This is a genomic window from Photobacterium sp. (genome assembly GCF_057456235.1).
Genome location: NZ_JBVCPH010000005.1, coordinates 239,888 through 261,711 on the forward strand (window position 1 = coordinate 239,888; position 21,824 = coordinate 261,711).

23 protein-coding genes are annotated in these 21,824 nt (G+C 43.9%); 7 read left to right on the top strand and 16 right to left on the bottom strand.

What is annotated here, in order from left to right; genetic code table 11:
- The first annotated feature begins 1 nt into the window (after position 1).
- From tagH to AC2204_RS08130, 7 genes are read left to right on the top strand one after another with little or no spacing between them, the layout of a single operon-like run.
- Complete coding sequence (gene tagH, locus AC2204_RS08100) at positions 2 to 1,327, top strand: type VI secretion system-associated FHA domain protein TagH (RefSeq protein ID WP_318925009.1); 1,326 nt, start codon at positions 2 to 4, stop codon at positions 1,325 to 1,327.
- 8 nt (positions 1,328 to 1,335) lie between these two features.
- Positions 1,336 to 1,842, top strand: a complete 507-nt coding sequence (gene tssJ / locus AC2204_RS08105; RefSeq protein WP_318925010.1) for a type VI secretion system lipoprotein TssJ — start codon at positions 1,336 to 1,338, stop codon at positions 1,840 to 1,842.
- Positions 1,843 to 1,844: 2 nt separating this feature from the next.
- Positions 1,845 to 3,167 (top strand): type VI secretion system baseplate subunit TssK, encoded by a 1,323-nt coding sequence (tssK, locus tag AC2204_RS08110; RefSeq protein ID WP_318925011.1) that lies wholly within the window; start codon positions 1,845 to 1,847, stop codon positions 3,165 to 3,167.
- Between the two features lies 1 nt (position 3,168).
- The gene (icmH, locus tag AC2204_RS08115) at positions 3,169 to 4,032 is read left to right on the top strand and encodes a type IVB secretion system protein IcmH/DotU (RefSeq protein WP_318925012.1); all 864 of its coding nucleotides are present in this window, start codon (positions 3,169 to 3,171) and stop codon (positions 4,030 to 4,032) included.
- A gap of 5 nt (positions 4,033 to 4,037) precedes the next feature.
- Positions 4,038 to 7,574: a type VI secretion system membrane subunit TssM gene (gene tssM, locus AC2204_RS08120; RefSeq protein WP_318925013.1), complete on the top strand. Its 3,537-nt coding sequence runs from the start codon at positions 4,038 to 4,040 to the stop codon at positions 7,572 to 7,574.
- A 2-nt stretch (positions 7,575 to 7,576) separates the two neighbouring features.
- Positions 7,577 to 8,248 (top strand): PP2C family protein-serine/threonine phosphatase, encoded by a 672-nt coding sequence (locus tag AC2204_RS08125; RefSeq protein ID WP_318925014.1) that lies wholly within the window; start codon positions 7,577 to 7,579, stop codon positions 8,246 to 8,248.
- Entirely contained in the window at positions 8,245 to 9,159 is a 915-nt protein-coding gene (locus tag AC2204_RS08130; RefSeq protein WP_318925015.1) for a serine/threonine protein kinase, read from the top strand. The genes AC2204_RS08125 and AC2204_RS08130 overlap by 4 nt, the downstream gene beginning before the upstream one ends.
- 25 nt (positions 9,160 to 9,184) lie before the next feature.
- Here AC2204_RS08130 and AC2204_RS08135 read toward each other — a convergent pair whose 3' ends face one another.
- The 16 genes from AC2204_RS08135 to AC2204_RS08210 all read right to left on the bottom strand — a co-directional run.
- A complete protein-coding gene (locus AC2204_RS08135) occupies positions 9,185 to 9,469 on the bottom strand; it encodes a type VI secretion system PAAR protein (RefSeq protein WP_318925016.1) in 285 nt (94 codons plus the stop codon).
- 83 nt (positions 9,470 to 9,552) lie between these two features.
- Entirely contained in the window at positions 9,553 to 10,068 is a 516-nt protein-coding gene (locus AC2204_RS08140) for a hypothetical protein (RefSeq protein WP_318925017.1), read from the bottom strand.
- Positions 10,068 to 10,289 (bottom strand): hypothetical protein, encoded by a 222-nt coding sequence (locus AC2204_RS08145; RefSeq protein ID WP_318925018.1) that lies wholly within the window; start codon positions 10,287 to 10,289, stop codon positions 10,068 to 10,070. The genes AC2204_RS08140 and AC2204_RS08145 overlap by 1 nt, the downstream gene beginning before the upstream one ends.
- Positions 10,289 to 10,816, bottom strand: a complete 528-nt coding sequence (locus AC2204_RS08150) for a hypothetical protein (RefSeq protein ID WP_318925019.1) — start codon at positions 10,814 to 10,816, stop codon at positions 10,289 to 10,291. The genes AC2204_RS08145 and AC2204_RS08150 overlap by 1 nt, the downstream gene beginning before the upstream one ends.
- Before the next feature lie 86 nt (positions 10,817 to 10,902).
- Positions 10,903 to 11,214: a hypothetical protein gene (locus AC2204_RS08155; protein ID WP_318925020.1), complete on the bottom strand. Its 312-nt coding sequence runs from the start codon at positions 11,212 to 11,214 to the stop codon at positions 10,903 to 10,905.
- Positions 11,215 to 11,313: 99 nt separating this feature from the next.
- Positions 11,314 to 11,637 (bottom strand): hypothetical protein, encoded by a 324-nt coding sequence (locus tag AC2204_RS08160; protein WP_318925021.1) that lies wholly within the window; start codon positions 11,635 to 11,637, stop codon positions 11,314 to 11,316.
- A complete protein-coding gene (locus tag AC2204_RS08165) occupies positions 11,637 to 12,860 on the bottom strand; it encodes a hypothetical protein (protein ID WP_318925022.1) in 1,224 nt (407 codons plus the stop codon). Before AC2204_RS08165 ends, AC2204_RS08160 begins: the two co-directional genes overlap by 1 nt.
- On the bottom strand, positions 12,851 to 14,053 hold the full coding sequence (locus AC2204_RS08170; protein ID WP_318925023.1) for a hypothetical protein: 1,203 nt from the start codon (positions 14,051 to 14,053) through the stop codon (positions 12,851 to 12,853). The genes AC2204_RS08165 and AC2204_RS08170 overlap by 10 nt, the downstream gene beginning before the upstream one ends.
- 173 nt (positions 14,054 to 14,226) lie before the next feature.
- Entirely contained in the window at positions 14,227 to 14,466 is a 240-nt protein-coding gene (locus AC2204_RS08175) for a PAAR domain-containing protein (RefSeq protein WP_318925024.1), read from the bottom strand.
- 39 nt (positions 14,467 to 14,505) lie between these two features.
- A complete protein-coding gene (locus AC2204_RS08180) occupies positions 14,506 to 15,138 on the bottom strand; it encodes a hypothetical protein (protein WP_318925025.1) in 633 nt (210 codons plus the stop codon).
- 44 nt (positions 15,139 to 15,182) lie between these two features.
- Positions 15,183 to 15,491 (bottom strand): hypothetical protein, encoded by a 309-nt coding sequence (locus tag AC2204_RS08185; protein WP_318925026.1) that lies wholly within the window; start codon positions 15,489 to 15,491, stop codon positions 15,183 to 15,185.
- A 236-nt stretch (positions 15,492 to 15,727) separates the two neighbouring features.
- Positions 15,728 to 16,711 (bottom strand): hypothetical protein, encoded by a 984-nt coding sequence (locus AC2204_RS08190; RefSeq protein WP_318925027.1) that lies wholly within the window; start codon positions 16,709 to 16,711, stop codon positions 15,728 to 15,730.
- Positions 16,711 to 17,739 carry a hypothetical protein gene (locus AC2204_RS08195; RefSeq protein ID WP_318925028.1) on the bottom strand — a complete coding sequence of 343 codons (1,029 nt, stop codon included), beginning with the start codon at positions 17,737 to 17,739 and terminating at the stop codon, positions 16,711 to 16,713. Before AC2204_RS08195 ends, AC2204_RS08190 begins: the two co-directional genes overlap by 1 nt.
- A gap of 323 nt (positions 17,740 to 18,062) precedes the next feature.
- Entirely contained in the window at positions 18,063 to 20,198 is a 2,136-nt protein-coding gene (locus AC2204_RS08200) for a hypothetical protein (RefSeq protein ID WP_318925029.1), read from the bottom strand.
- Entirely contained in the window at positions 20,167 to 21,045 is an 879-nt protein-coding gene (locus tag AC2204_RS08205; RefSeq protein WP_318925030.1) for a DUF4123 domain-containing protein, read from the bottom strand. Before AC2204_RS08205 ends, AC2204_RS08200 begins: the two co-directional genes overlap by 32 nt.
- The coding region (locus tag AC2204_RS08210; RefSeq protein ID WP_413466686.1) for a bacteriophage T4 gp5 trimerisation domain-containing protein at positions 21,045 to 21,824 on the bottom strand (780 nt) is incomplete at its 5' end. The genes AC2204_RS08205 and AC2204_RS08210, both read right to left, overlap by 1 nt.

A 21,824-nucleotide genomic window follows, 5' to 3' on the forward strand; every position in this document is an offset into this window, starting at 1 on the left:
CATGGATCTCGTCTTCAATATAATTAGTGCTGATGACTACCCAGCCAATTTAACAACATCATTTACCTTTAAAAAAGCGGGGGGCACCATAGGCCGAGGTGACTACGCCGAATGGTTCCTGCCCGATACCAAGCGCCAGATATCTAATATCCACGCAACGATTTCTTTTGACGACGATTCGTACTTCATCACAGATAGCAGTACCAACGGCACCTTTCTTGATGGGGAGGATGCACCGCTAAATAAAGGCGAAGCGCATCCCATCCACCATGGCGACAGCTTCAGGATAGGCAATTACCTGATGCAAGTCACTCTGGTACAAGATCCAGAACAATATGCTGCAGACAAAGAAACACTTCGCGCCCTGATCCCAGATGACAGTTTCCTTGACGATGAACCGGTTGACGAATTACTGGAAAGCGATCAAGACCTGCAGAACCTGCAAATAATAGCGGCTTCTCAAACCGAAGAGAAAGAAAGTGATGACAGTTTACTTAAAGAGCATATTCCATCCCCCGTGCTCGATCACTCTGTTCGCCATGAAGCAGGATTAGACCAAATTCCAGAAGACTTTACGATTAATGGCGACGTAATCATCCATGAAAGCGAGGGTGTTAGTAACAATGACCCGGATAATGAGAGCAATGACGTTAATATAAATAACGATATTGAGGCAGAACCGATTAATCAGCAGTCTTCCCGATCACAGACGGGACACAGAGCGGCCACCGCACATCAGTACTCAGATTCCGCCATTCTCAGCGCGTTAAGCAAAGGGCTGGGGGTCGACCTTCCCCAGCAAAGCGATCAGCAACAGCTCGCGCACGATATCGGCGTACTTTTACGTCAGTCCGTTGGCGGCCTGCAGCAATTGCTCCGTACCCGGGCGGAAATGAAAAACAACCTGCGCGGCAAAGCGACAACAATACAGGGACAAGGCAATAATCCGCTCAAGTTCAGCCATGATGCCTCAGAGGCTCTCAATATACTACTGGCGAAAAAAAGGGGCTTTCTTACTGGGCCAGAAGCCATTACTCAGGGCTGCAATGATATTCAAGCCCACCAGCTCGCCATCAACGATGCCAGCCAACATATGGTGCAAGAGCTTATCGAAAAGCTGTCGCCACAAACACTGACCTACCGTTTCATCCAGGAAGGTGTTAAAGCCAGCTTTGGCCGTGCAGACGCCAAATACTGGCGTGCTTACTCGCAATTACATGAAAAAATCCAGAATGATGCTGAATGGCGTAATGCCTTGCTAGAGCAAGATTTTGCTAAACACTATGAAACACATTTACAACTGCTAAATACAGCCTTACGCGCATGAGGATAACAATGAAAAGATTAATACCACTACTCTTTTGCAGTCTGCTTTTTGCCTGCAGCAGCACGCCGGATCCCACACTGGTTGATCTCACACTGATCGCCACGTCAGATCTTAATCCGGATCAAACCGGGCGGCCATCACCAATGGTGGTGAAAATAGTGGAACTGAAAGCAGCGACAGGATTCGAAAATGCAACGTTTTTTGACCTCTACGAAAATACCCAAAAAACCCTGGGACCTGATTTCATTGCTGAAGAAGAGCTTATTTTACGCCCAGGCGAAAAACATAACATGAAGCTAAATCTCAATGAAAATAGCCGGTTCATTGGGATTATTGGCGCCTATCAGCAAATCAATGATGCCGAATGGCGCTTTTTGCAAACGCTGGAAAAAGAAGAGCTGCAAAAAGTTGAACTCGGTATCACTGACTCCGGCATCTTTCGGATCAAGCGCGTTTCACTTCGTAACAAACATGGACAATCTAACAATTTACAATCGCAAGGCGAAGGTTCTTAGATATGTATAAGGTCATTTGGCAAGAAGGGATGCTGTTACGACCACAGCATTTCCAGCAACATGAACGCTATATGCATCATCAGCTGCAGGTTCGTTCACAGAATCAGAATCGTTTTAACTGGGGGTTTTATTCCCTCAGTATAGACCTACACCATTTATCGGTCGGCAAGGTATTGATTAATGAAGCTAAAGGTGTCCTTCCTGATGGAACGCTATTCGATATTAATCACCAATCAAAACCGCTGATCTGGCAAGCGACACAAGATGCAAATGGCGCGACACTGTATCTGTCACTCCCCGTGACAACCCTTAATACACCAGAAAGTCGCCGCGAAGATGATAACCATATATCAACGCGCTTCACCGCTTTTGATGTCACGATTGCAGATAATAATGCGCATACGCAGAACATTCAAAGCCTGACATGTGGCCAGCACGATTTTCAGATCCTTGATGAAAGTGCCATTGATAACCATTGGGTGAAATTGAAGCTGTGTAAAATCAAGCAAGTCACCCCTGAAGGGGTGGTTGAGTTTGAGAGCTACTTTGAACCGAGTTATATCAATGGACGCCACTCAGATGTGATTCAGAAAATCTTGCGCGAAGCGCTGAACCTGGTGACTCATCGCGCCAACGTGCTAGCTGAACGTATTATTCAATCGGGTCATGCGACCTCTGAGATCGGTGATTTCCTTCTTCTCCAACTGTTAAATAAATATGAGCCGATCCTGCACTATCTGTACCACAGCGGGGCGTATCATCCGGAAGAACTCTTTCTTCACTTAGCTTCACTTCATGGGGAGTTATCGACCTATGCCCCGAAAACCAGACGCACGGATCTCAGCTTGCAGTATCAACACCATGATCAGGCATCCTGTTTCCGCGAGCTCATGCGAGCACTGCGACATCAACTTACCCAGACATTGAAACAAAATGCGATTGAAATTGAATTGCAGACTCGCAAACATGGCGTACTTGTTGCGCCCGTTAATGAAAAAGACCTCCTGATGGAAGCCTCTTTCATCTTGGCTGCCCGTACTAATATCGACCCGGAAACATTGCGTAAACAATTGCCACCTAAGCTCAAAGTGGGGCCTGTCGAAAAAATCCGTAACCTTGTCAATCTTCAGTTACCCGGCATTCGCTGTCGCGCGTTATCTGTCGCTCCCCGCCAAGTGCCTTACCATGGGGACTACTGTTACTTCGCGTTGGATCTCAACACCACTGATCGTGCCCAGCTTGCTCAGTCCGGCGGTTTCGCTTTTCATATCGCCGGCGAATACAGTGATCTTTCACTTCAATTCTGGGCAATAAGGAACAGTTAATATGAATACTTCACTTATCCCTGCAAAATCTGCAAATGCAGTAGATAGAACAGTACTGATTAACCATGCACCGTACGAGTCATCACCTTCGTTAACAGCAAATGATAACGCACCGCATTTCGAGCATCTGCAAGAACGAATGGTATATGCCACCCGCGTCAAGTCCGAGGAGCAAAGTGTTGTCGGGATCAATCCACTCATTGATGCTGCCTCATCTCTGCTGATCTTACCCTCCGAATTAAAACGGGAAATGCACCTTGATATCGAACTGTTGCAAAGCCGGCTGGTCGGTGAAATTAAAGCATTCGAATTTCAGGCCACTAACCTTGGCATTGACAATAGCCAGCTTGCTATTTCCCGCTACGTGCTTTGTACCTTCATTGATGAAACAGTGGTGACCACCCCATGGGGAAATGACAGTGGCTGGTCGCAGCATTCCATGCTCAGTACCTTCCATAATGAAACCTATGGCGGTGAGAAGTTTTTTTTACTGCTGGAACGTCTGACACGCAACCCGGCTAAATACCTCCATTTGCTTGAGCTAATGTACCTTTGCCTGAGCCTTGGTTTTGAGGGGAAGTATCGCGTACTTGCGCGAGGTCTTACAGAATTGGAGGCGATTCGCGACAGTTTGTATCGGCAAATCCGCATGTTGCGCGGAGACAACCCGAGCACCCTATCCCCAAACTGGGAACCAAAAAGCCTTCAACGTCATAAACTGACACGAAGAACGTCACTGCTGGGTATTGGTTGCTTGGTCATACTTAGTCTCGCCGCCCTGTATAGCGGCTTTTACTACGTACTTGATCAGCAATCCGCACTTGTTATCGACAACTACGTACAGATCAGTGAACAGGGAAGTTAAAAGCAATGAAAGCTGTATTTAAAAAAATATGGAACACCTTTAAGCAAGTATGGTGCTGGAGTCTATTCCTGACCCTTACCTTGTGCGTATTACTTGTGCTATGGGGCGACCAAGTTGCCATCGCCGGTAACGCCATATTGTCCGCTACCAGCCATAAAATGGTTGCCTGTTTTGTGCTTTTAATCGTTTGGGCTGCATGCATCAGCATTCATCACCAGATCAAAAAGCGTCAGGCCCAGGCAGCTCAAGATCGCGCAGAAATAGAGGCTCAGGCTGCTCAGCAATCCTTAATCCGTGAAACAGTCGATGCGTTAACCGATAGACTCAATGAGGCCGTTGCCACCATCAAACGGGCAGGTCTATACGGTAGGCTTGACGATCGTGTTAAGTATCAGCTTCCCTGGTATATGGTTATCGGTCCGCAAAGCAGCGGCAAGACTACATTACTTGAATGCTCCGGACTTGATTTCCCGCTGAACCAAGCCAGCGGAAAGTTCACCCGTGATATTCAACGCAGCCAACATTGTGAATGGTATTTTGCCAACCATGCAGTATTGGTTGACGCTGGCGGACGGTATTTCGATCAACCAGAATCCAACATCGAAGGGCCGGTTTGGGTCAAATTTCTCAACACGCTCCGAACTAAACGTCGTCGAAGACCGCTAAATGGCCTGCTGCTCACTATTGATATTCAGACATTACAAAACCCGGATGAAAATGAAATTGAGCAGCATGCCCGCTATGTACGCGAACGGTTGCAAGAAATCCGTCACCACCTAAATTCTGATATCCCGGTCTACCTGGTATTAACCAAAACGGATTTGGTTACAGGCTTTGATGCGTTTTTTGCCCACCTTAACCGCGACGATATGGATCAGGTGGTTGGCGTCACCTTTAACCAAGGCGAAGGCGAACAGGCCGAAAAAGTAAAATTTGAATTCGAAGAGCTACTGCGTCGCTTCAACGCCCAGCTTCTTCCGCTCTTCCATGCTGAGCGTGACTTAGCACGCCGTTCTGATTTACTCCAGTTTCCCCGTCAACTCAGCTCCATTGTTGAACGGCTAGCCCTGTTCTGTGAATTGTCCTTTTCTGAAACACGCTACCACCGCCCGACGCACCTGCGCGGCCTCTACCTCACATCAGTTCCGGAACCCACAACGGATATTACCGAATCTACTGCTGTCATTGGCCAAAACCTGAGCATGAGCCAACGCGTACTGCCAACTAGCCGCCATCAACGAGGATTTTTTATTCGCCGTTTATTAGATGATGTTATCTTTCCGAACAGTGAACTGGCCACGTTAGATGAAAAATATGAACAAAAGATTAAGTGGATTAACCGCTCCGTATATATTGCATCAGCTTTAATTATCATCGGACTGGGTAGCGTCTGGGTTAACGGTTTTTTGGGTAACCACCAGAAACAGCAAACAATGCTAACCCTGAAAAACCAATACCAGGATCAGTTACTGCATATTTCTCCCCTTGCCGATGAAATTGAACTTCTTCCGGCACTAAATACGCTTTACCATTCAACTCAAATTTATAATCCGGATCAGCTCCAATACCTCGAAAAACATTCCGGATTAAATCAAGGAACAAAAATCGCCTCCGTTGCTGAAGCGGTTTACTATCAGCAATTACAAGAACTGCTGTTACCTCGTATCACCAGTGAATTAGAGAATCAGATCTCGAGCAACCAGCAAAATCGTGAATTCCTGACCAAATCGCTTCGCGCCTACCTGATGATGAATATGCAGGAACGCATGGATAAAGCGTTTATGAGCGAATGGATAGCCGTTAACTGGTCATATCGCTACAGTGGATCCGCGACGGAACAAAATGAACTACAGGGACACTTTAATCGTTTGCTCAATGCCGGCTTTAAGCCTGTAACGCTGAATCAGAATTTGGTTGCCAAAACCCGTAAGCTATTGCGCCAGGCAAGTACACCGGAGCTGGTTTATCAACAAATTAAAGAAGAAGCGAGCAACCAGAAACTCTCCAATATTAGATTCAGTGACTACTTAGGCCCAAATCAGATTTTATTCACCAATGTCGATGTCGTCATTCCCGGTTTATATAGCCAGCAAGGCTACCAACGTGTCTTTTTAAGCAAAGGGTTAGAGCAAGTTAAAAGCCTAATTAATGAAAACTGGGTAGTTGGAACATCATCTGATCTGAGCGCATTAGAAATTCGTGAAATCTATGCCGATGTCGAAAATTTATATTTCCGAGACTACCTTCGTTACTGGCAGGACGCTGTTGATCAACTGAAAGTGATCCCGGTGTCGACTCTCGATCAGGCGGTCTCACAAACCACAAGTGTCACCGCAGCCGGTCAGCCCGTGGTTAAAGTGCTGGCACTCATTAAAGAAAACACTACCTTTGTTGATGAAAGCCAATTAGCCAAGGATGGAACGAAAGCCGGATTAGAAGAAGGGTCTAAACACGTTACCAACTACAAAGCGAAACGACTGGCTAAACTGGCTGCGGGAGCCCTGCCTAAAGCTGACAATAAAACCTGGACCGCAAGGCGCAGTGTTTCTCATCAGTTTGATAAGTTAAATACGCTGATTCCTGATGGTATCGAGGCCAGTATTCCCCTGCAAGATGCACTGGTCACAATCAACGATCTTAACAGCAGTCTATCGATCATTAAGCATTCCCTGAATACGCCTCAATCTTCTTTCGATGCGGCCCGAAAACGGATGCAAGGCAAAATATCCGAAATCGATAAAGTACGGAACACTGCCCGCAATTTGCCTCAGCCACTTTCTTCATGGTGGAATCAAGTGGCCGATAACGCGTGGAATATTGTATTAACTGAAGCGCAGAAACACGTACAAATGCTCTATAACGATCATGTCATTGTGCCGTACACCTTAACATTGAAAGGTCGTTACCCATTCACCACCAGCAACCGCGATGTCAATATTGCAGACTTCAATGCCTTCTTCCAGAAAGACGGGGTACTGGACAAGTTCTATCGTTCAACATTAGCACCATTTGTACAAAACCGCGGTGGGTCATTATCGCTCAGCGCCTTAAATGGACGTGATCTTGGCCTTTCCACGCAGTTCATGTACCAGTATTCACAAGGCTTGCAAATTCAGCATACCTTCTATGGCCGCAATAAAACCCAGCCTAAAATCGGGTTTAAAATCGCACCATTTGAGCTGGATGCAACCGCTTTGCAGGCCGAATTTAACTATGGCGATCAGACAGTGTTATATCGCCACGGTCCGATTCAGAAGAAATCGCTGAGCTGGCCAATCAGCGAACAACGCCAATTCGTCAACTTTGTTCTTAAAGATTTAAGTGGTGTAAATGTCGTGAGTAAGCAAGCAACTGGGCCCTGGGCATTTTTCCGGATCCTTGACGGCTTCAAGGTCAACAAATATCAGGGGCAAGATGTCCTCAAGATCGATCTGCAAAACAAGGGGATGAACGCTCAATACCTTATTTACAGTGATCGCACCCCAACCCCATTTGACCGTAAGCTGCTAAAAAACTTTACACTTCCTAAGAGGCTATCGTAATTATGGGCACACATTTTCATTCTGCACATTTTACTCATGTGGGTAAAGTCAGAGCCAAAAATGAAGATGCGGTACTGTCACTTGGCCCAGAAAATATCTGGGTCATCGCTGATGGAATGGGCGGGTATGAATATGGCGAGATAGCAAGCAGAATGGTGATTGAGGCGATTCAGCATCAGATCTTTTCTGGTTCACTAGAAGAACGAGTAGCAATGATTAAAGACGCGCTTTATCGCGTCAATCATCATCTCAGTCAGGAGAAGACCCTGTCTCAAAGTGCAGTCATTGGCAGTACTGTCTGTTTGCTTATCGCCTTCCAAGGACATATCGCCTGTTTGTGGGCAGGCGATTCCCGTTGTTACCTTTATCGGCGAAACCGGTTATATCAAGTATCCAGAGATCATAGCCAGCGCCTCAATGGTCGTTCGGTGTTAACCCGGGCAATTGGAATGGGAAGTAAATTGAATATCGAACACTGCATCCTGGCTGTTCAGAACGATGATACTTTCTTACTCACAACGGATGGGCTTCATAACGCCTTAACAGCCAAAATGATTCAGGCCTCGATGTCGTCTGACAGCCCCATAAAGGGTTCTGAAAAACTGAAATCAAAAGCGCTGCAAACGGAAGCGAGTGACAATTTATCTGCCATTATGATCAAGGTTACCCCATGACAGAACAATCCAGCTTGTCGTTATCACCAACCGATAAAAAACAGTCAGCATGTTTACCCGTGCAAGATGAGGTATTAAATAAGCGTTATCGCTTAAATAAGATTTTAGGCGTGGGAGGAATGGGCGTTGTCTATCAGGCAAGTGATTTACTGCTACTGAGTTTAGGGGTTAATCAGATCCATTTCGCGATCAAAATGCTGACCCGAGAAGCGCTAGAATATACCGATGCCGGACTACTGCTGGTCAATGAGTTTACTCAGGCCCAAAAGCTGCAACACGCCAATATCTTACCCATTAACCAGATTGATATTTGCCAGCAAAGCCATAATGCATTTATCGTGATGCCAAAAATGGAAGGCGAACCATTATCGATGCTACTCGCATCACCTTTTGGTATTACCAAAGAAAAAGAGCGCTTTGTACTCGCATCATCATTGATATTTTCCGTTCTCCATTGCCATAAAAAAGGTGTCATTCATGGTGATATAAAGCCCGAAAATATTATGATTGATAAAAATGGCCATCTGACCCTGTTCGATTTCAGTATCAGTCGAAGTGTGAACGAAAAAAACAACCGATGTGCTATCGATTTTTCTAAAGTCCACGCATGGAGCGGGGATTACGCTGCGCCAGAGGTTTTAGCAGGAACAGCACCAACAATTAAAAGCGATCAATACTCGCTGTGTGTTTTACTGTATAAATTAATTTTCAACATTCGCCATAACGCGAATGAAACACCAATGGTTATCGACAAGAACTTAAAATATGTGCCGTTACAAGCCATTCTTATTTCAGGTATGCAGCGTGAACCCAACCAACGGCACGTAAATTTCACCGAATTGCTATCAACCTTAAAAGTACTAAAAGATGAATTAACCCAGCGACGCAAAAATAAGTTTTTCTTTTTTTAGGAGTGATACTCACCACTCCCTGCAACTAGCCCGCTTTTACCGAGCTGCCCGCCTGTACTTTCCCACCGCAGCTGATTTTAGAGCCGCCGACGGCGATGGGTTTACCATTCACCAATTCCGACCCCACACCCGATGCGATGCTGCGCGGGTGCGGCGGATGCTTGGGTTTGATATGCGGCATTAATGCATCGCCCTGGCGGGCCACTGGGCGGCCGTCAATGAAGACGTCTGAGCTGGCCGAAATGATCGGGGATGGATGAAAACCATCATGCTGGGTGCCGATGTCACCCAATAGTGCTACTTTTGGCATAGGTAAATCCTTTTTTGTTGGTGGCTGTTAATCAAACGGTTAACTGAAGCTTATTCTGCTTTTATAAATACCATTATTTCACGCTACAAAAACTCTTCATCATGAGTGATTTCGATATCGCAGCCGATTAACTGCAGTGTCTTTTCCATTATGACGTCCAGCTCACCTTCCGGGCATACAATTCTGATCCTTCCGTAACTAGAATAATCACTGCCATCGCTATTTTTTAGTTCTGGGTAATTCCGCATTATCATCAACATAAATCGATTTTGTGAATAGCTGTATTTTATTTCTTCAACATCTTTCCATAAATAGCCCGTACCGTGTGTTACCCTGTCAAAACCTGACATTCCAAAGCTCATTAGCGCAAACGCCCCGACACCTATAAATGCCATCGGACCTATCATAAATAATGCCAGAAAACAGATGGCCATCCCGACATAAGATAGCTTTCTTACCCCGGTATAAAGCCAGAGCGGTAACTCATCATGGTATTCTTTAGCAAAGCCTGATTCCGTAAAATAATAGTGAAAGTGCGTTTTGTTATTACCCGTTGTATACCAAAAAAAAGCACCCAAACAACAAATAAACGTTGACATTAAAAAAATGTGTAAACTTCATCGTTAACACTAAAATCAGTCCAGGTTGCAAACAGTGTTATAAAAAAAATAGGACCTAGAAAGTCTAGGTACTTATTTTTTTCAATATTCATAAAGTGAACGATTTCCCAATCTAAAACTGAAGATTGAGAATACAACTTATTTTTTAATTGACTTTCAATCTCATTCACTTTCTTTTGATTACTTATTTCAATATCCATTATGCACCACCAACCACAAGGTTTTTTACTATTTTACTTCTATACGTTCGTCTAACATCAACCTTCTCGGCCACAGGTTCTAAATAGGAACCATCATTGGTTAACAATGGATGAAAACCATAACTGTAATCCTCATTTGAAAACCCATATTTCACTGTAACTCTTGGTGTTTTTAACAACTCATGCTTGGAAAATGTCAACTCAAGAATATAAGCGTTGTCATCCTCATTTTTAACCCAGCGAGAGCGCTTTGTTTCACTGACTGTATAGTCAGCTGAAATTTCAATACTAATATCAGAATCTTTTAGAGCCGCAGGAACATAGAGTTTAAAGACCAGCTTTTCACTTATTCCTACCGAAGGAGGATACGTAACGCCAGAGGGTTTATAATCTGTGATTGGAGATTGAACATATAGCGTTGGCTTCAGCATTATCCGGTATAAGTCACTTAATGTTTTTTTGATGATTTTCTGACTATCATCAGATGACCAGTCTGAATCTGGCCGGGCTCCCCATCTGGTTGCCATTAGCCATTTCTGATATTTCTTTTGTTTATCCGGCAACCCATTTGTTAACTGAAGCTTACAACTTTTTTCTCAGATACCATTTCACGCTACAAAAACTCTTCATCATGAGTAATTTTGATATCGCGACCGATTAATTGCAGTGTCTTTTCCATAATAGTGTCAAGCTCACCTTCTGAGCATACAATAATACAGGACCTAGTATTATAGTAATCACTACCGTCACGATTTTTCAACTCGGGATAGAACTGCCTTCCTATCAACATTAATCTATTTTTGGTTATACTATATTTAATTCGTTCAACATCCTTCCATAAACAAGGCAGAGAGTGGGTAACCCTATCAAAACTTGACATTCCAAAGCTCATTAGCGCAAACGCCCCGACACCCACAAATGCCATCGGGCCTACCATCAATAATGCCAGAAAACAGATGGCCATCCCGACATAAGATAGCTTTCTTACCCCGGCATAAAGCCAGAGCGGTAACTCATCATGATATTATTTAACAAAACCTGATTCCGTAAAATAATAGTAAAAGTGTGTTTTATTATTTCCGGTTGTATACCATAAAAAAGCACTTAAACAACAAAAAAATGTTGACATTATAAAAAAGGAAACCTCATCGTTAACACTAAAATCAACCCAGCTTGCAAACAGTATTATAAAAAAGACGGTGATCAGAAGCTCACCATACTTATTTTTATAAATCTGCATGAAGTGAACAATCTCCCAATCTAAAACTGAAGATTGAGAATACAACTTATCTTTTAGTAGCGTTTCGAACTCTTTGACTTTCTTCTGGTTACTTATTTCAATATCCATTATGCACCACCAATCACCAGTTTTTTGACTATTTTATTTCTATACACTCGCCTAACATCAACACTCTCAGCTACAGGCTCTAAATAGGCACCATCACTGGTCAATGATGGATAAAAATTGTAATTCTCATTCGAATATCCATATCTCACTGCGACTTTTGGTGTTTGTAACAACTCATGCTTGGAAAATGTCAATTCAAGAATATAAACGTTGTCATCCTCATTTTTAATCCACCGACAGCGTTTTGATTCCCTGACGATATAGTCACTATATATTTCAACGGTGATATCAGAATCTTTTAAAGCCGCAGGCACATAGAGTTTAAAGTGTAGCTTTTCACTTATTCCTACCGAAGGAGGATATGTAACGCCAGAGGATTTATAATCCGTGATTGGAGATTTAACGTACAATGTTGGCTTCAGCATTATCCGGTATAAGTCACCTAATGTTTTTTGGATGATTTTCTGACTATCATCAGATGACCAATCTGAACCCGGGCTGGTTTCCCATTTGGTTGCCATTAACCATTTCTGATATTCATCTTTCCGTAAATTACTTTGTATTAACGTGACTACTAGATAAATAGCGCCTGCAATCCATAGCCCTGTCACCATCCATCCCGCGAACAGAGACCCGATCAGCTTGCATGTTAAAAAACGATAGCACTGTGCAACATTAATTAATCCCATGGTTCCGACGGAACCAATTTTAATTCCAATTAGCCCCTGTTCAATACCTTCAGTTCTTTTAAACTCTTCATATAAGCCGCAACCTTCAATTACAGCCGCAAACAGGCCAAAACCAGCTGAAATCAGTGTAAAACGCGAAAACTGCCGGGCCTGCTTAATTAAGTCATCACTAAACTCAGCTAACTCTTCAGCCCCCGCTTTAAACCAGAGTCTTACGGGTTTGCTAAGAACGTCTTCTTTTCCTTTTATCTGCACCCATGCACTGCCTTGGAAAACCCCGGCTATCGCAGCCGCGGCATAACCGAGGCTTTGTTTAACCAGTCGCTTTTCTTCCGCTGATACATACGCTTTGCCATGAATATCGTTGTAAGCGTTTTTAACCGCAATAATATTCAAAACGGCGACGATACCGCCGAATTCCCCCAGCCTGTTCCAGGTAGCTTGAGTCTGCGCTTTGCCCTTGGTTAATATCGCCTGCGTCACAGTATGCTTGAGCGTTTGGGTTAAATTGCGATCGGTCGTTGCTACCAGCAACGGTACCTCAAAAGCGGTTTTTTGGTAATTCCCTTGAGTCCGACATTAGTGGCATATCGCTCGGCTAGCAATCTTCGCCATTGATAAGCCTGCGTGGCGTCTGGGTGATTGATGGTGAATGCCGGCGATAAGTAGGCGACAACGCTACTCATGGAAGCCACTTGTCGGGCTAATATATTCGCCGGCACTGAAATGGCAGCAGTAAATGCCGTCATGACTTTTTGAAGTGTGGTACTGATTTTTGACCAGAACGGTGAATGCTGTATTTCAGGGTGCTCGATGAAGTTGACGATATCATTTCGCCTGGCAATCCAGTTGCCCAGATCCGAATATTTCAGTATCTGATTTGAATCTTCCGCCTGAAAGGCTTTGCCAATCACCTGATGAAGCTCAAGATCAAAACCAGAGAGGGTAAGGGCCACCAGACTGGTGGGAGATTCAAATTCGTCACGGATCCACTGCGCCATTTCTTCGGTGATATTTTGGCTGATCACTTCAATGATATTTGCCATGAAGAAATGCAGATAGGTTTGATCACGCTGGCACTGATTATCGACAAAGCATGCCTTCGGATCGTTGCCTAAACGTATTAAGCAATGCTGCAAATCTCTGGCGGCTGCCTGCTGATGTTCAAAGCGCTTTTCCAATTCGGTTTTGATTTCATCGTATTCTTGCTGAGCTTGCTTCCAATCGACCACTTCACGGTATTTCTTTCGCAGTACCCAGGGGCGGAGCGCTTCCATATTCGGTTTTGCGTTATATTCCTGTTCTATTTCATTTGTTAGCTGCCGAACCGGAGCTTGATCTATTTGACCATATTGCCTGGTATTAATTGAGTTGTGTAACTCCAGCTCTAAATCATAGAGACGGCTCACCTTCTCATAATATTCACGCTTCATCGCCTCGGTACTGATACCGGCGGGATAATTGAACGTGTCGCTGGCGGCTGCAGCCGTTAGCTGGAGTATGTGCTCCATGACCAAAATCTGATTACCTTTCTTTTCTTCAAAGACTCGGTTATCCGCAATCACAGTGGCAAAGTGCGTGGTTATATTGGTTAAGTCGGCTAACAGATCATCCAGCGCCACATAAATGGCATCCGATACTGCTAGGCATCCACTGATGAGATCAAACTCACTTGCAACGGGTTTGAACTCAACGCCATCAAAGACGTCAGACGTGGCACACGCCATGCCCGCGAATCGATCATCCTGTGTCCCATTTGGCTTTATATCGACAATGTGTCCGGCTAATTTAGTGGTGGTAAATTCAGCGTCATAATCTGATGCTCTTTCAGACTTAACATCAAATCATTTCTTTCGGTCATTTGCTGAAGTAACTAGCCCGCTTTTACCGAGCTGCCCGCCTACACTTTCCCGCCGCAGCTGATTTTAGAGCCGCCGACGGCGATGGGTTTACCATTCACCAATACCGACCCCACACCCGATGCGATGCTGCGCGGGTGCGGCGGATGCTTGGGTTTAATATGCGGCATTAATGCATCGCCCTTGCGGGCCACTGGACGGCCATCAATGAAGACGTCTGAGCTGGCCGAAATGATCGGGGATGGATGAAAACCATCATGCTGGGTGCCGATATCACCCAATAATGCTGCTTAGGCATAGGTAAATCCTTTTTAAAAATGTTAGATTTCCGTACCTAACTTGTCTGTTAGAATACAGCGCTTTTTTTGCCAGTTGATATCTTTACCTGCATTATCAAACATCTTGCGGTATTTTTTATCGAAGGTTGCTTTGTCCATCTTGCGCCAAAAATCAGCAGGGCATTTCTGGCCGCTGGGTAAGCGTCGCTTGCCTTTTTTATCGTATTCGGCAGTGACCGGGTCAAGGTGGCGGCAGTACTCTAACTGGGGGATATCAGGCAACGGCTGGCTTATGTCCATATACTGGCGGATGAACTCCCACTCGATAAAATTATTACTGGCATGACACTCAATGGTTGAAAAAGACACACCTATAGGTTTACCACTATAACGATTACGGATGTCATGATCAAAACTGCTAATCATATATCGGTCGCGACGGTGAACAGAGTAGGAATCAAAGTCTTTAATATCTTGCTTAATGAGTTTTTTATTATTCCAAAACCCCACCTCGCCGGTTCTTCTAAATAATGTCACATAATCTTTAACATAATTGTTCATTTCAAGAGGCTTGGTTATTTTAACTGCCCACAGCAGCAGTATATTGACAAGAAAAAATTGCACCGAAAAAACAAACAAATCCACCCAACCACCAAGTGTGATTAATATAGTCACATCTTTACCATCAGCAGCGTATACATAAATAACCATGGTACCTATTAACGGTATAAAAAAAATGACGAAAGTAGAAAGAAAATTTTCATCCAGGTGTGTAATAAAGCCCAGCCACCTTTGGTGGTAATGAAGTTAAAGCTTTCATGGTTCATTAAATGCTGAACCTTAATGAAAGACGCTTTGTTTAACAGCCAATCTTCAACAAACTTCATCGGCAACTGCCGACTATAGTCCTTCAGCCACGGCTGCCGTCTACCCGCCAGTCGAATATCAAACGTTGTATTATCCCAAGGCCGTTGTAACTCGGCGGTGCTACTGTTGAAGGCGGTATCCTGGTAATAATTGTCATTCATTATGCTAGCCACTCTATTTCTAGTTTTCCATCATTATATTTTTGCTCGCTATCAATCACTTACAGAGGTAGTTGCTGAAAAGTGATAACAAGTCCTTTGCAGCATAGGCTAATCAACAACAAGAGCATGAGTCGGCATAAACTACCTCTGTAACAACCAACTCATTACTGACAAGCAGCCAATATCATCAGTAATGTTACTTCAGCCATAGGTTAAACTTTTTCATAATGTAAACATTAAATTTTCGTACCCAGCTTGCCTGTTAGAATGCAACGCTTGTTTTGCCAATTGATATCTTTTCCTGCATTCTCAAACATCTTTCGATACTTCTTTTCGAAGGTTGCTTTGTCCATCTTGCGCCAAAAATCAGCGGGGCATTTTTGGCCGCTGGGTAAGCGGCGTTTACCTTTTTTATCGTATTCGGCAGTGACCGGGTCAAGGTGGCGGCAATACTCTAGCTGGGGAATATCAGGCAACGGCTGGCTTATATCCATGTACTGGCGGATGAATTCCCATTCGATAAAATTATTTGAATGACTACGAACTGATGAAAAGATCATACCAAAACCATCACCACTATAACGGTTGCGGATCTCATGATTAAAACTGCTAATCATGTATCGATCTCGAAGATGAATGGAATAAGAGTCAAAGTTTTTAATATCTTGTTTGTCGAATTTTTTATTATTCCAAAACCCTACTTCACCAGTTCTTCTGAAAAGGGTTTTATATCCTTTAACAAAGTTACTCATCGCAAGGGGTTTGGTCTTTTTAACTGCCCACAGCAGCAGTATATTGACAAGAAAAAACAACACCGAAAAAACAAACCAATCTAGCCACCCCCTTAGGGTGATTAATAAAGTTATCCCTTCACCATCAGCGAAATAAATAGTAACAGCAAAGGTTCCAATTAACGGTATAAAAAAAATTGATGTAAACACAGAGAAAATCTTTAACCAGGTATGCAATAAAGCCCAGCCACCTTTGGTGGTGATAAAGTTAAAGCTTTCATGGTTCATTAAATGCTGAACCTTAATGAAAGACTCTTTGTTTAACAGCCAATCATCAACAAACTTCATCGGCAATTGCCGACTATAGACCTTCAGCCACGGCTGCCGCCTGCCCGCCAGTCGAATATCAAACGTTGTATTATTCCACGGCCGCTGTAAGTCGGCGGTGCGACTATTGAAGGCGGTATCTTGATAGTAATTCTCTTCCATTATGCTAGCCACTCTATTTCTAGTTTTCCATCATTATATTGTTGTTCGCTGTCATTCTTTTTATAACTAAAAACCAGCTTTTGGGGGACAAACTTGTTTTGATTTATGTCAAACAAAACAAGTTCACCTTGCCAGCGTGCTGCTACTGTTGATAGTGAATATTTTGCTGCTATCTCGTTCTGGTGATACAAACAATCAAAGCCAATAATTTGCCCCTCATTACCATTCAACCATTTCCCCTTTACCATTGGCGTTATGAATGAGCGCTGATTTCTTGCACTCGATAACCGAAAACGTTTTTCTAACTCCATTGATATGATTGGGTTTTTGTTGAATGTGAGTAGCGACATAGACGGATGAGATAACAGGCCTGAAGCAATTGTCATTGAACTGTCTCTCTCGTCTCTAAATGATGTATCTATTTCGATTAAGCGAAATAGTTCAGCAATCAATTCAATTTCACTTTTCTCATTTTCAATACCGGTATAAAACGGTGAAGGTTCAATTGATTTATCTTCTTGACCTATTAGCCATTTATCCACTTTGTTATCTTTCCATAACTCCCTCAAGAACATTCCACCAGCACCTAAAAATAGACCTAATGATAATAAACCCAGAGGCGTTAGCCCCATAGCGGCAAGTAGCGCAGTACTGGCAAGAAGCTCACTTCCCATTGCAATGCCCATCCCTACCCCGGCAAAGATTGACGCGATACCCGCATCGTTATCTTTATCGTCAATTAACCGAACACCTTGCCAGATATCAAGTATCGCGGTTAGCCCGCCAGCAACTAAACCTGCAACTTTTAAGCGAGAAAAACTTATTGAATTTTTTAAATATTTATTATCAATTGCAAACCACTCAGAACTCACCTTCAACGATACCTTCGATAGCGGCATGACTTCCCGATACAGCGTCAAACTTGTTACAGTCAAATCGCCTAAAGCGCTACCTATGGAGGTTACTAAATATATATCATGCTCTCCACTTTCCTTATAAGTATTAGCATAATCTTTAATTGCATACATCAAATTAATCGTGTCAATTAACGTTAACCCTGTCAGTATTCCTTTAGCATGATCCCACCAGATTCGCAGAGCAATATTTTCACGCTTTGTGTCTACCTCAACATAGGTTGCTAAAATATTTCGTTGATGACCTGTCTTTTGTGCCAGTTTTAAATCACGAGGATTATTAGAAGCGACTAATTCACTACCGGAATAAAACCGACTGTTATCAGTACTCCTTAATACAGGTACACCTTGTTTTTTTAGTTGCTTAGACGTTTGAACGTTTATTTGTTTCAGATCGGTAATTGCATTTAATGGCGATAGCAGTGCATTCTTTGCTCTCAGATTTGCGTCACTATTTTGCAGCTGTTCAAATAAATTGCCGACTTTATTTTTTTTGTACCGGTATAAATATGAGAGGTTAGAAACTGTTTTTTTGTTCCATTTTCCTTCGCTTTTTCTAACAACTCCTTTGCGTACGCATTCATATATTCACTGATTAATGCCGTCGTCCCGCCAGTAACACGTCGCATTAGACCGAAGCTGGTAACCGCCATTTCATACATCAAATCGCCAGCAACATTTGAATGTCGTTGTTGCTCAACCAGTTTCTTTTCGACCACTGCCATGGCCTGCTGTTGTTCTTTTTCCCTTTGCATAAACAATGCTGGATAAGGCGTATCAAACTGGCTTTTCTTCCAGATCGCATGATTGACATCGCATATTTTTTCAAAATCGTGCGGCCTGAATAGCCCGCTACCGTCGTTACCGGCAGTGCAGTTTTCCTCTGATACCCCCATAAAATCAAAAATGCCGCTCAGACTTAACTGCTTCTTAAAATCAGCCCCTGAACCTTGTAACGCGCTGTCATTGCGTACCCATTTAAGCTCATCTTTGGTTGCCAGCTTATCAATGTCTTCAACCTTGATATTGAGCGCTGCCAGCAAAGCCGGAACTTCCATAAAACCGGCAATGTAATCGGCATCATCTAACGAGAATAAGTCTCTCAAACTATTAATAACAAGCGGCGTATCGCTGACTAACCGGTAAAGAGAAGCCATCGCCGATGATAGATTTTGGTGCATTACCCAACGCTCATAAAGCATGATGCCCGACGCAAACACTGTTCCGGGTTGTAAGTTGATTTTATCGCTGTGATACGGATTGTCTTGCGTGCCGGTTTTACTCGCCCTTACCAGGGAATTAACCAACATGGAACTGGTACCATAAGGGGTGTAGTAACACGCTTCACACAATAGTGACAGGCATCCCGCACTCGATTCCATCTGACTTAAATATTGGTGTATCGCGCCGCGCACGTCTGCGACCATAAAGCCGTGAATGGCTTTATCGCGAACCCGTGTAAAGCAATCACCCGTTGCTACTTCACCTATCTCTGTTGCCGGTATCTCCGCTTTCTGATCTTTTTTTGGCCCGGCCTTACTGACCTGTTTAGATAACGCCGGTAATACAAATTCAGGCTCTAACTCTGCCAGTTTTTCAGCATTAAACGTCTTCGGATCGGATATCGCTTTTACTGCTGATTCCGACTTATTCTTTTGTTCTCGTGGGTATTGACCACTTAAATCGTGCAGGAAATGTGTTGGCTGTAGCAGAGCTTGTTCAATAATCGGTTGTCGGGGGGTCTGGGGTTTTATGTCATTAACGGGGGCGGCGTAATGCGCGGTTCTGGGATCAAATTTTTCTTTCCAAAATTGTTCAAACAACCTCACTGGAGATTGTGTACGAGATAAATATCGATCCTTTCCTTTTTCCAACCAGTTGATATAGGCGCTGCTCCATGGCTCTGATGAAAAGGCAAAATCTATCTGGTTTTTCTTCTCCCCGCTTATCGCTGAGATATCTTGCGGAAACCAGATGGTATCTTGCGCCTGCCCTGCTATGACCCTTGGCAGGTGCGGCTGATCTTCTTGCCATTGTTCACGCCATGTTGCTATATCCAGATCGGTAAAGGTTAGACAGTTGTCTTGACTGTAATCAATAACGATCTCACGCCATAACCGACCATTGTTGAAGACATAAAGAAACCCCTGAGGTAAGGCGATTATTTTCTCTAATGCCTGATTATCACTGCCGGCCTGCTGCGTCAGCATATGGGCATCTAATGAGGTATAGGGAACCGCGGCATTGATCCGGGCTTGTTCCCGTTTTCCGTCTTTTGCCGGGCGGGCCGGATTTAACATCACCCCGCCCGTTAAAGGAACGTAATAAGGCTTATTATCACTGCCTGTATTAATTGCAATCACATCTCTCGCGTTTGTTTGTTGATCGCAAGCCATATAGTCATCAACAATAAATTTCGTGCTATCGTTGGTCGTCACTGATTTTTCAAACGGCAGAAATAATTTATTGTTTCTAAGCAGCACCAGTTTTTGCTTTTCATCAACAAGCCCCAGCACTTCAATAATTAAGTCACAGCCTTGATCACATGCGTGCCGAGGTGAATTGGATGACATTATTCTTTTCCTTTATTTGATACTTTTTAACTAATGCCAATGCGGCTTTTATTTCATATCCGCGTTGTGTTATTTCCATCAGCAACGCTTTTTGACTATCTGGCGTTAGATCATTAAGCCCCAAGCAGAATTGCTCCGCTCTGAGAGGGTTGATTGGGCTCTTGGACAATAAAGGCATAAGCCATGACATTATCAACTGATGCCGTTTCTCTAAGCTCAGGTTAGCGAGTTCAGCTTTGCCTTTCAGCTTCATTGCGACATTATCAATAACGATGGTATTTTGGCTTTGTTGTAGCTGTGCCAATTGGCTGGGGGTTAATGCTAATCGGCTTGAGGTTGTATCAATCTGAGGATCAGGCAAGTTATCAGCATACTCCCAACCCATAATTTCATTTTCATATCGGTGTGGCCAAATCCAGCGCGCTTCCACATTCCCCATTAGATACTGTCTTTGCTCAGGCACCACATCTGATAAAATTGCTGATAAATAACGCGGCTCATAAAATCGAAACAGACACTCTTTCCCATCAGCACAAACCGTTAGGTTTCGCTTCAAGTGCTCTGCAACCTCACTTTGTTCTAACTTTGCCTGCACCGCGAAACCGGCATAACCACCGGTGATAAATTCATTGATAAAGAATTCAAGCAACCTCTCGGTGCTTTGTACGATGACAGGGCCATCCATTGCCAATGAATGGTATTGCGTTGCCGAAAATAAGAAATCCAGCTCTGGCATTGGATCAATATTGTATATTTTGGTTAGTAACCCCGGATCATAAGATGCAGTATCAAGCACCAGATATAACGGACAATGTGATATCAATACATCTGAGAATTTATCGACCATTACGCCCCCTTATTTGTCTTTAAACAAGGGCAATCAGACAATGGGCACGAACCATCGGCTTGTTTCTCACAATGTGCGATCAACGCATCATCAGTCATTAATGAGTTACTGTTTACTGGTGCAACGGCCCTTTTCGCCATATTCCCAAACGCGGCCAGAGACATAGACGACGCCACTGTTTGTACCTGCATCGCGGTTGATGCGGCCAGTGCGTCAGCCTGACCAATCACTCTCGGCAATTGTGGCGACTGGCCTCCGTAGCCACTCCCCCTTCCCGCGCTGCCGTCAGAATTCAGCTTGATGCCGGATGGGTCGATTTTCACGAAACTGCCGCCGCCTTTCAGGGTGATTTCGGATCCGGCTTCAATCACTGCTTTATTGCCCACTTTGATGTGGATTTCACTGCCCGCTTCGGTAAGGTGTTTGCTGCCAATTTTGGTCTGCTGCGTGCCTGCAGTCTCGTGATGGTTATCTCCGCCGACCTTTTCGAACTGATTTCCGTTTACCGTGCAGTGATCATCAACTTTGATTTCCTGATAGCGGCAATCGTGGACAGTAAGGTGATCGGCATTCAGTATTTCCTGGGTGCGGATGTTTTGTACGGTGGTATCGAGATCTTTGGCGGCATGAAGATAGACTTGTTCGTTATTTATTTTGTCGTCAAAGCGCCATTCATTGAAGTTCTGCCCGCCGACACTGGACGATGTTTTAAAGGTGCTGCGGGTTTTATGCTCGGGCAGGGCATAAGGCACTTGGTTTTTGGTGTTATATAACGCACC

Excerpts from the sequence above, each read along its gene's own strand:
- tagH (WP_318925009.1), top strand. The coding sequence starts at position 2 with ATGGATCTCGTCTTCAATATAATTAGTGCTGATGACTACCCAGCCAAT.
- tssJ (WP_318925010.1), top strand. The coding sequence starts at position 1,336 with ATGAAAAGATTAATACCACTACTCTTTTGCAGTCTGCTTTTTGCCTGC.
- tssK (WP_318925011.1), top strand. The coding sequence starts at position 1,845 with ATGTATAAGGTCATTTGGCAAGAAGGGATGCTGTTACGACCACAGCAT.
- icmH (WP_318925012.1), top strand. The coding sequence starts at position 3,169 with ATGAATACTTCACTTATCCCTGCAAAATCTGCAAATGCAGTAGATAGA.
- tssM (WP_318925013.1), top strand. The coding sequence starts at position 4,038 with ATGAAAGCTGTATTTAAAAAAATATGGAACACCTTTAAGCAAGTATGG.
- AC2204_RS08125 (WP_318925014.1), top strand. The coding sequence starts at position 7,577 with ATGGGCACACATTTTCATTCTGCACATTTTACTCATGTGGGTAAAGTC.
- AC2204_RS08130 (WP_318925015.1), top strand. The coding sequence starts at position 8,245 with ATGACAGAACAATCCAGCTTGTCGTTATCACCAACCGATAAAAAACAG.
- AC2204_RS08135 (WP_318925016.1), bottom strand. The coding sequence starts at position 9,469 with ATGCCAAAAGTAGCACTATTGGGTGACATCGGCACCCAGCATGATGGT.
- AC2204_RS08140 (WP_318925017.1), bottom strand. The coding sequence starts at position 10,068 with ATGTCAACGTTTATTTGTTGTTTGGGTGCTTTTTTTTGGTATACAACG.
- AC2204_RS08145 (WP_318925018.1), bottom strand. The coding sequence starts at position 10,289 with ATGGATATTGAAATAAGTAATCAAAAGAAAGTGAATGAGATTGAAAGT.
- AC2204_RS08150 (WP_318925019.1), bottom strand. The coding sequence starts at position 10,816 with ATGGCAACCAGATGGGGAGCCCGGCCAGATTCAGACTGGTCATCTGAT.
- AC2204_RS08155 (WP_318925020.1), bottom strand. The coding sequence starts at position 11,214 with ATGGCATTTGTGGGTGTCGGGGCGTTTGCGCTAATGAGCTTTGGAATG.
- AC2204_RS08160 (WP_318925021.1), bottom strand. The coding sequence starts at position 11,637 with ATGGATATTGAAATAAGTAACCAGAAGAAAGTCAAAGAGTTCGAAACG.
- AC2204_RS08170 (WP_318925023.1), bottom strand. The coding sequence starts at position 14,053 with ATGGCGTGTGCCACGTCTGACGTCTTTGATGGCGTTGAGTTCAAACCC.
- AC2204_RS08185 (WP_318925026.1), bottom strand. The coding sequence starts at position 15,491 with ATGAATGACAATTATTACCAGGATACCGCCTTCAACAGTAGCACCGCC.
- AC2204_RS08190 (WP_318925027.1), bottom strand. The coding sequence starts at position 16,711 with ATGGAAGAGAATTACTATCAAGATACCGCCTTCAATAGTCGCACCGCC.
- AC2204_RS08195 (WP_318925028.1), bottom strand. The coding sequence starts at position 17,739 with ATGTATGCAATTAAAGATTATGCTAATACTTATAAGGAAAGTGGAGAG.
- AC2204_RS08200 (WP_318925029.1), bottom strand. The coding sequence starts at position 20,198 with ATGTCATCCAATTCACCTCGGCACGCATGTGATCAAGGCTGTGACTTA.
- AC2204_RS08205 (WP_318925030.1), bottom strand. The coding sequence starts at position 21,045 with ATGGTCGATAAATTCTCAGATGTATTGATATCACATTGTCCGTTATAT.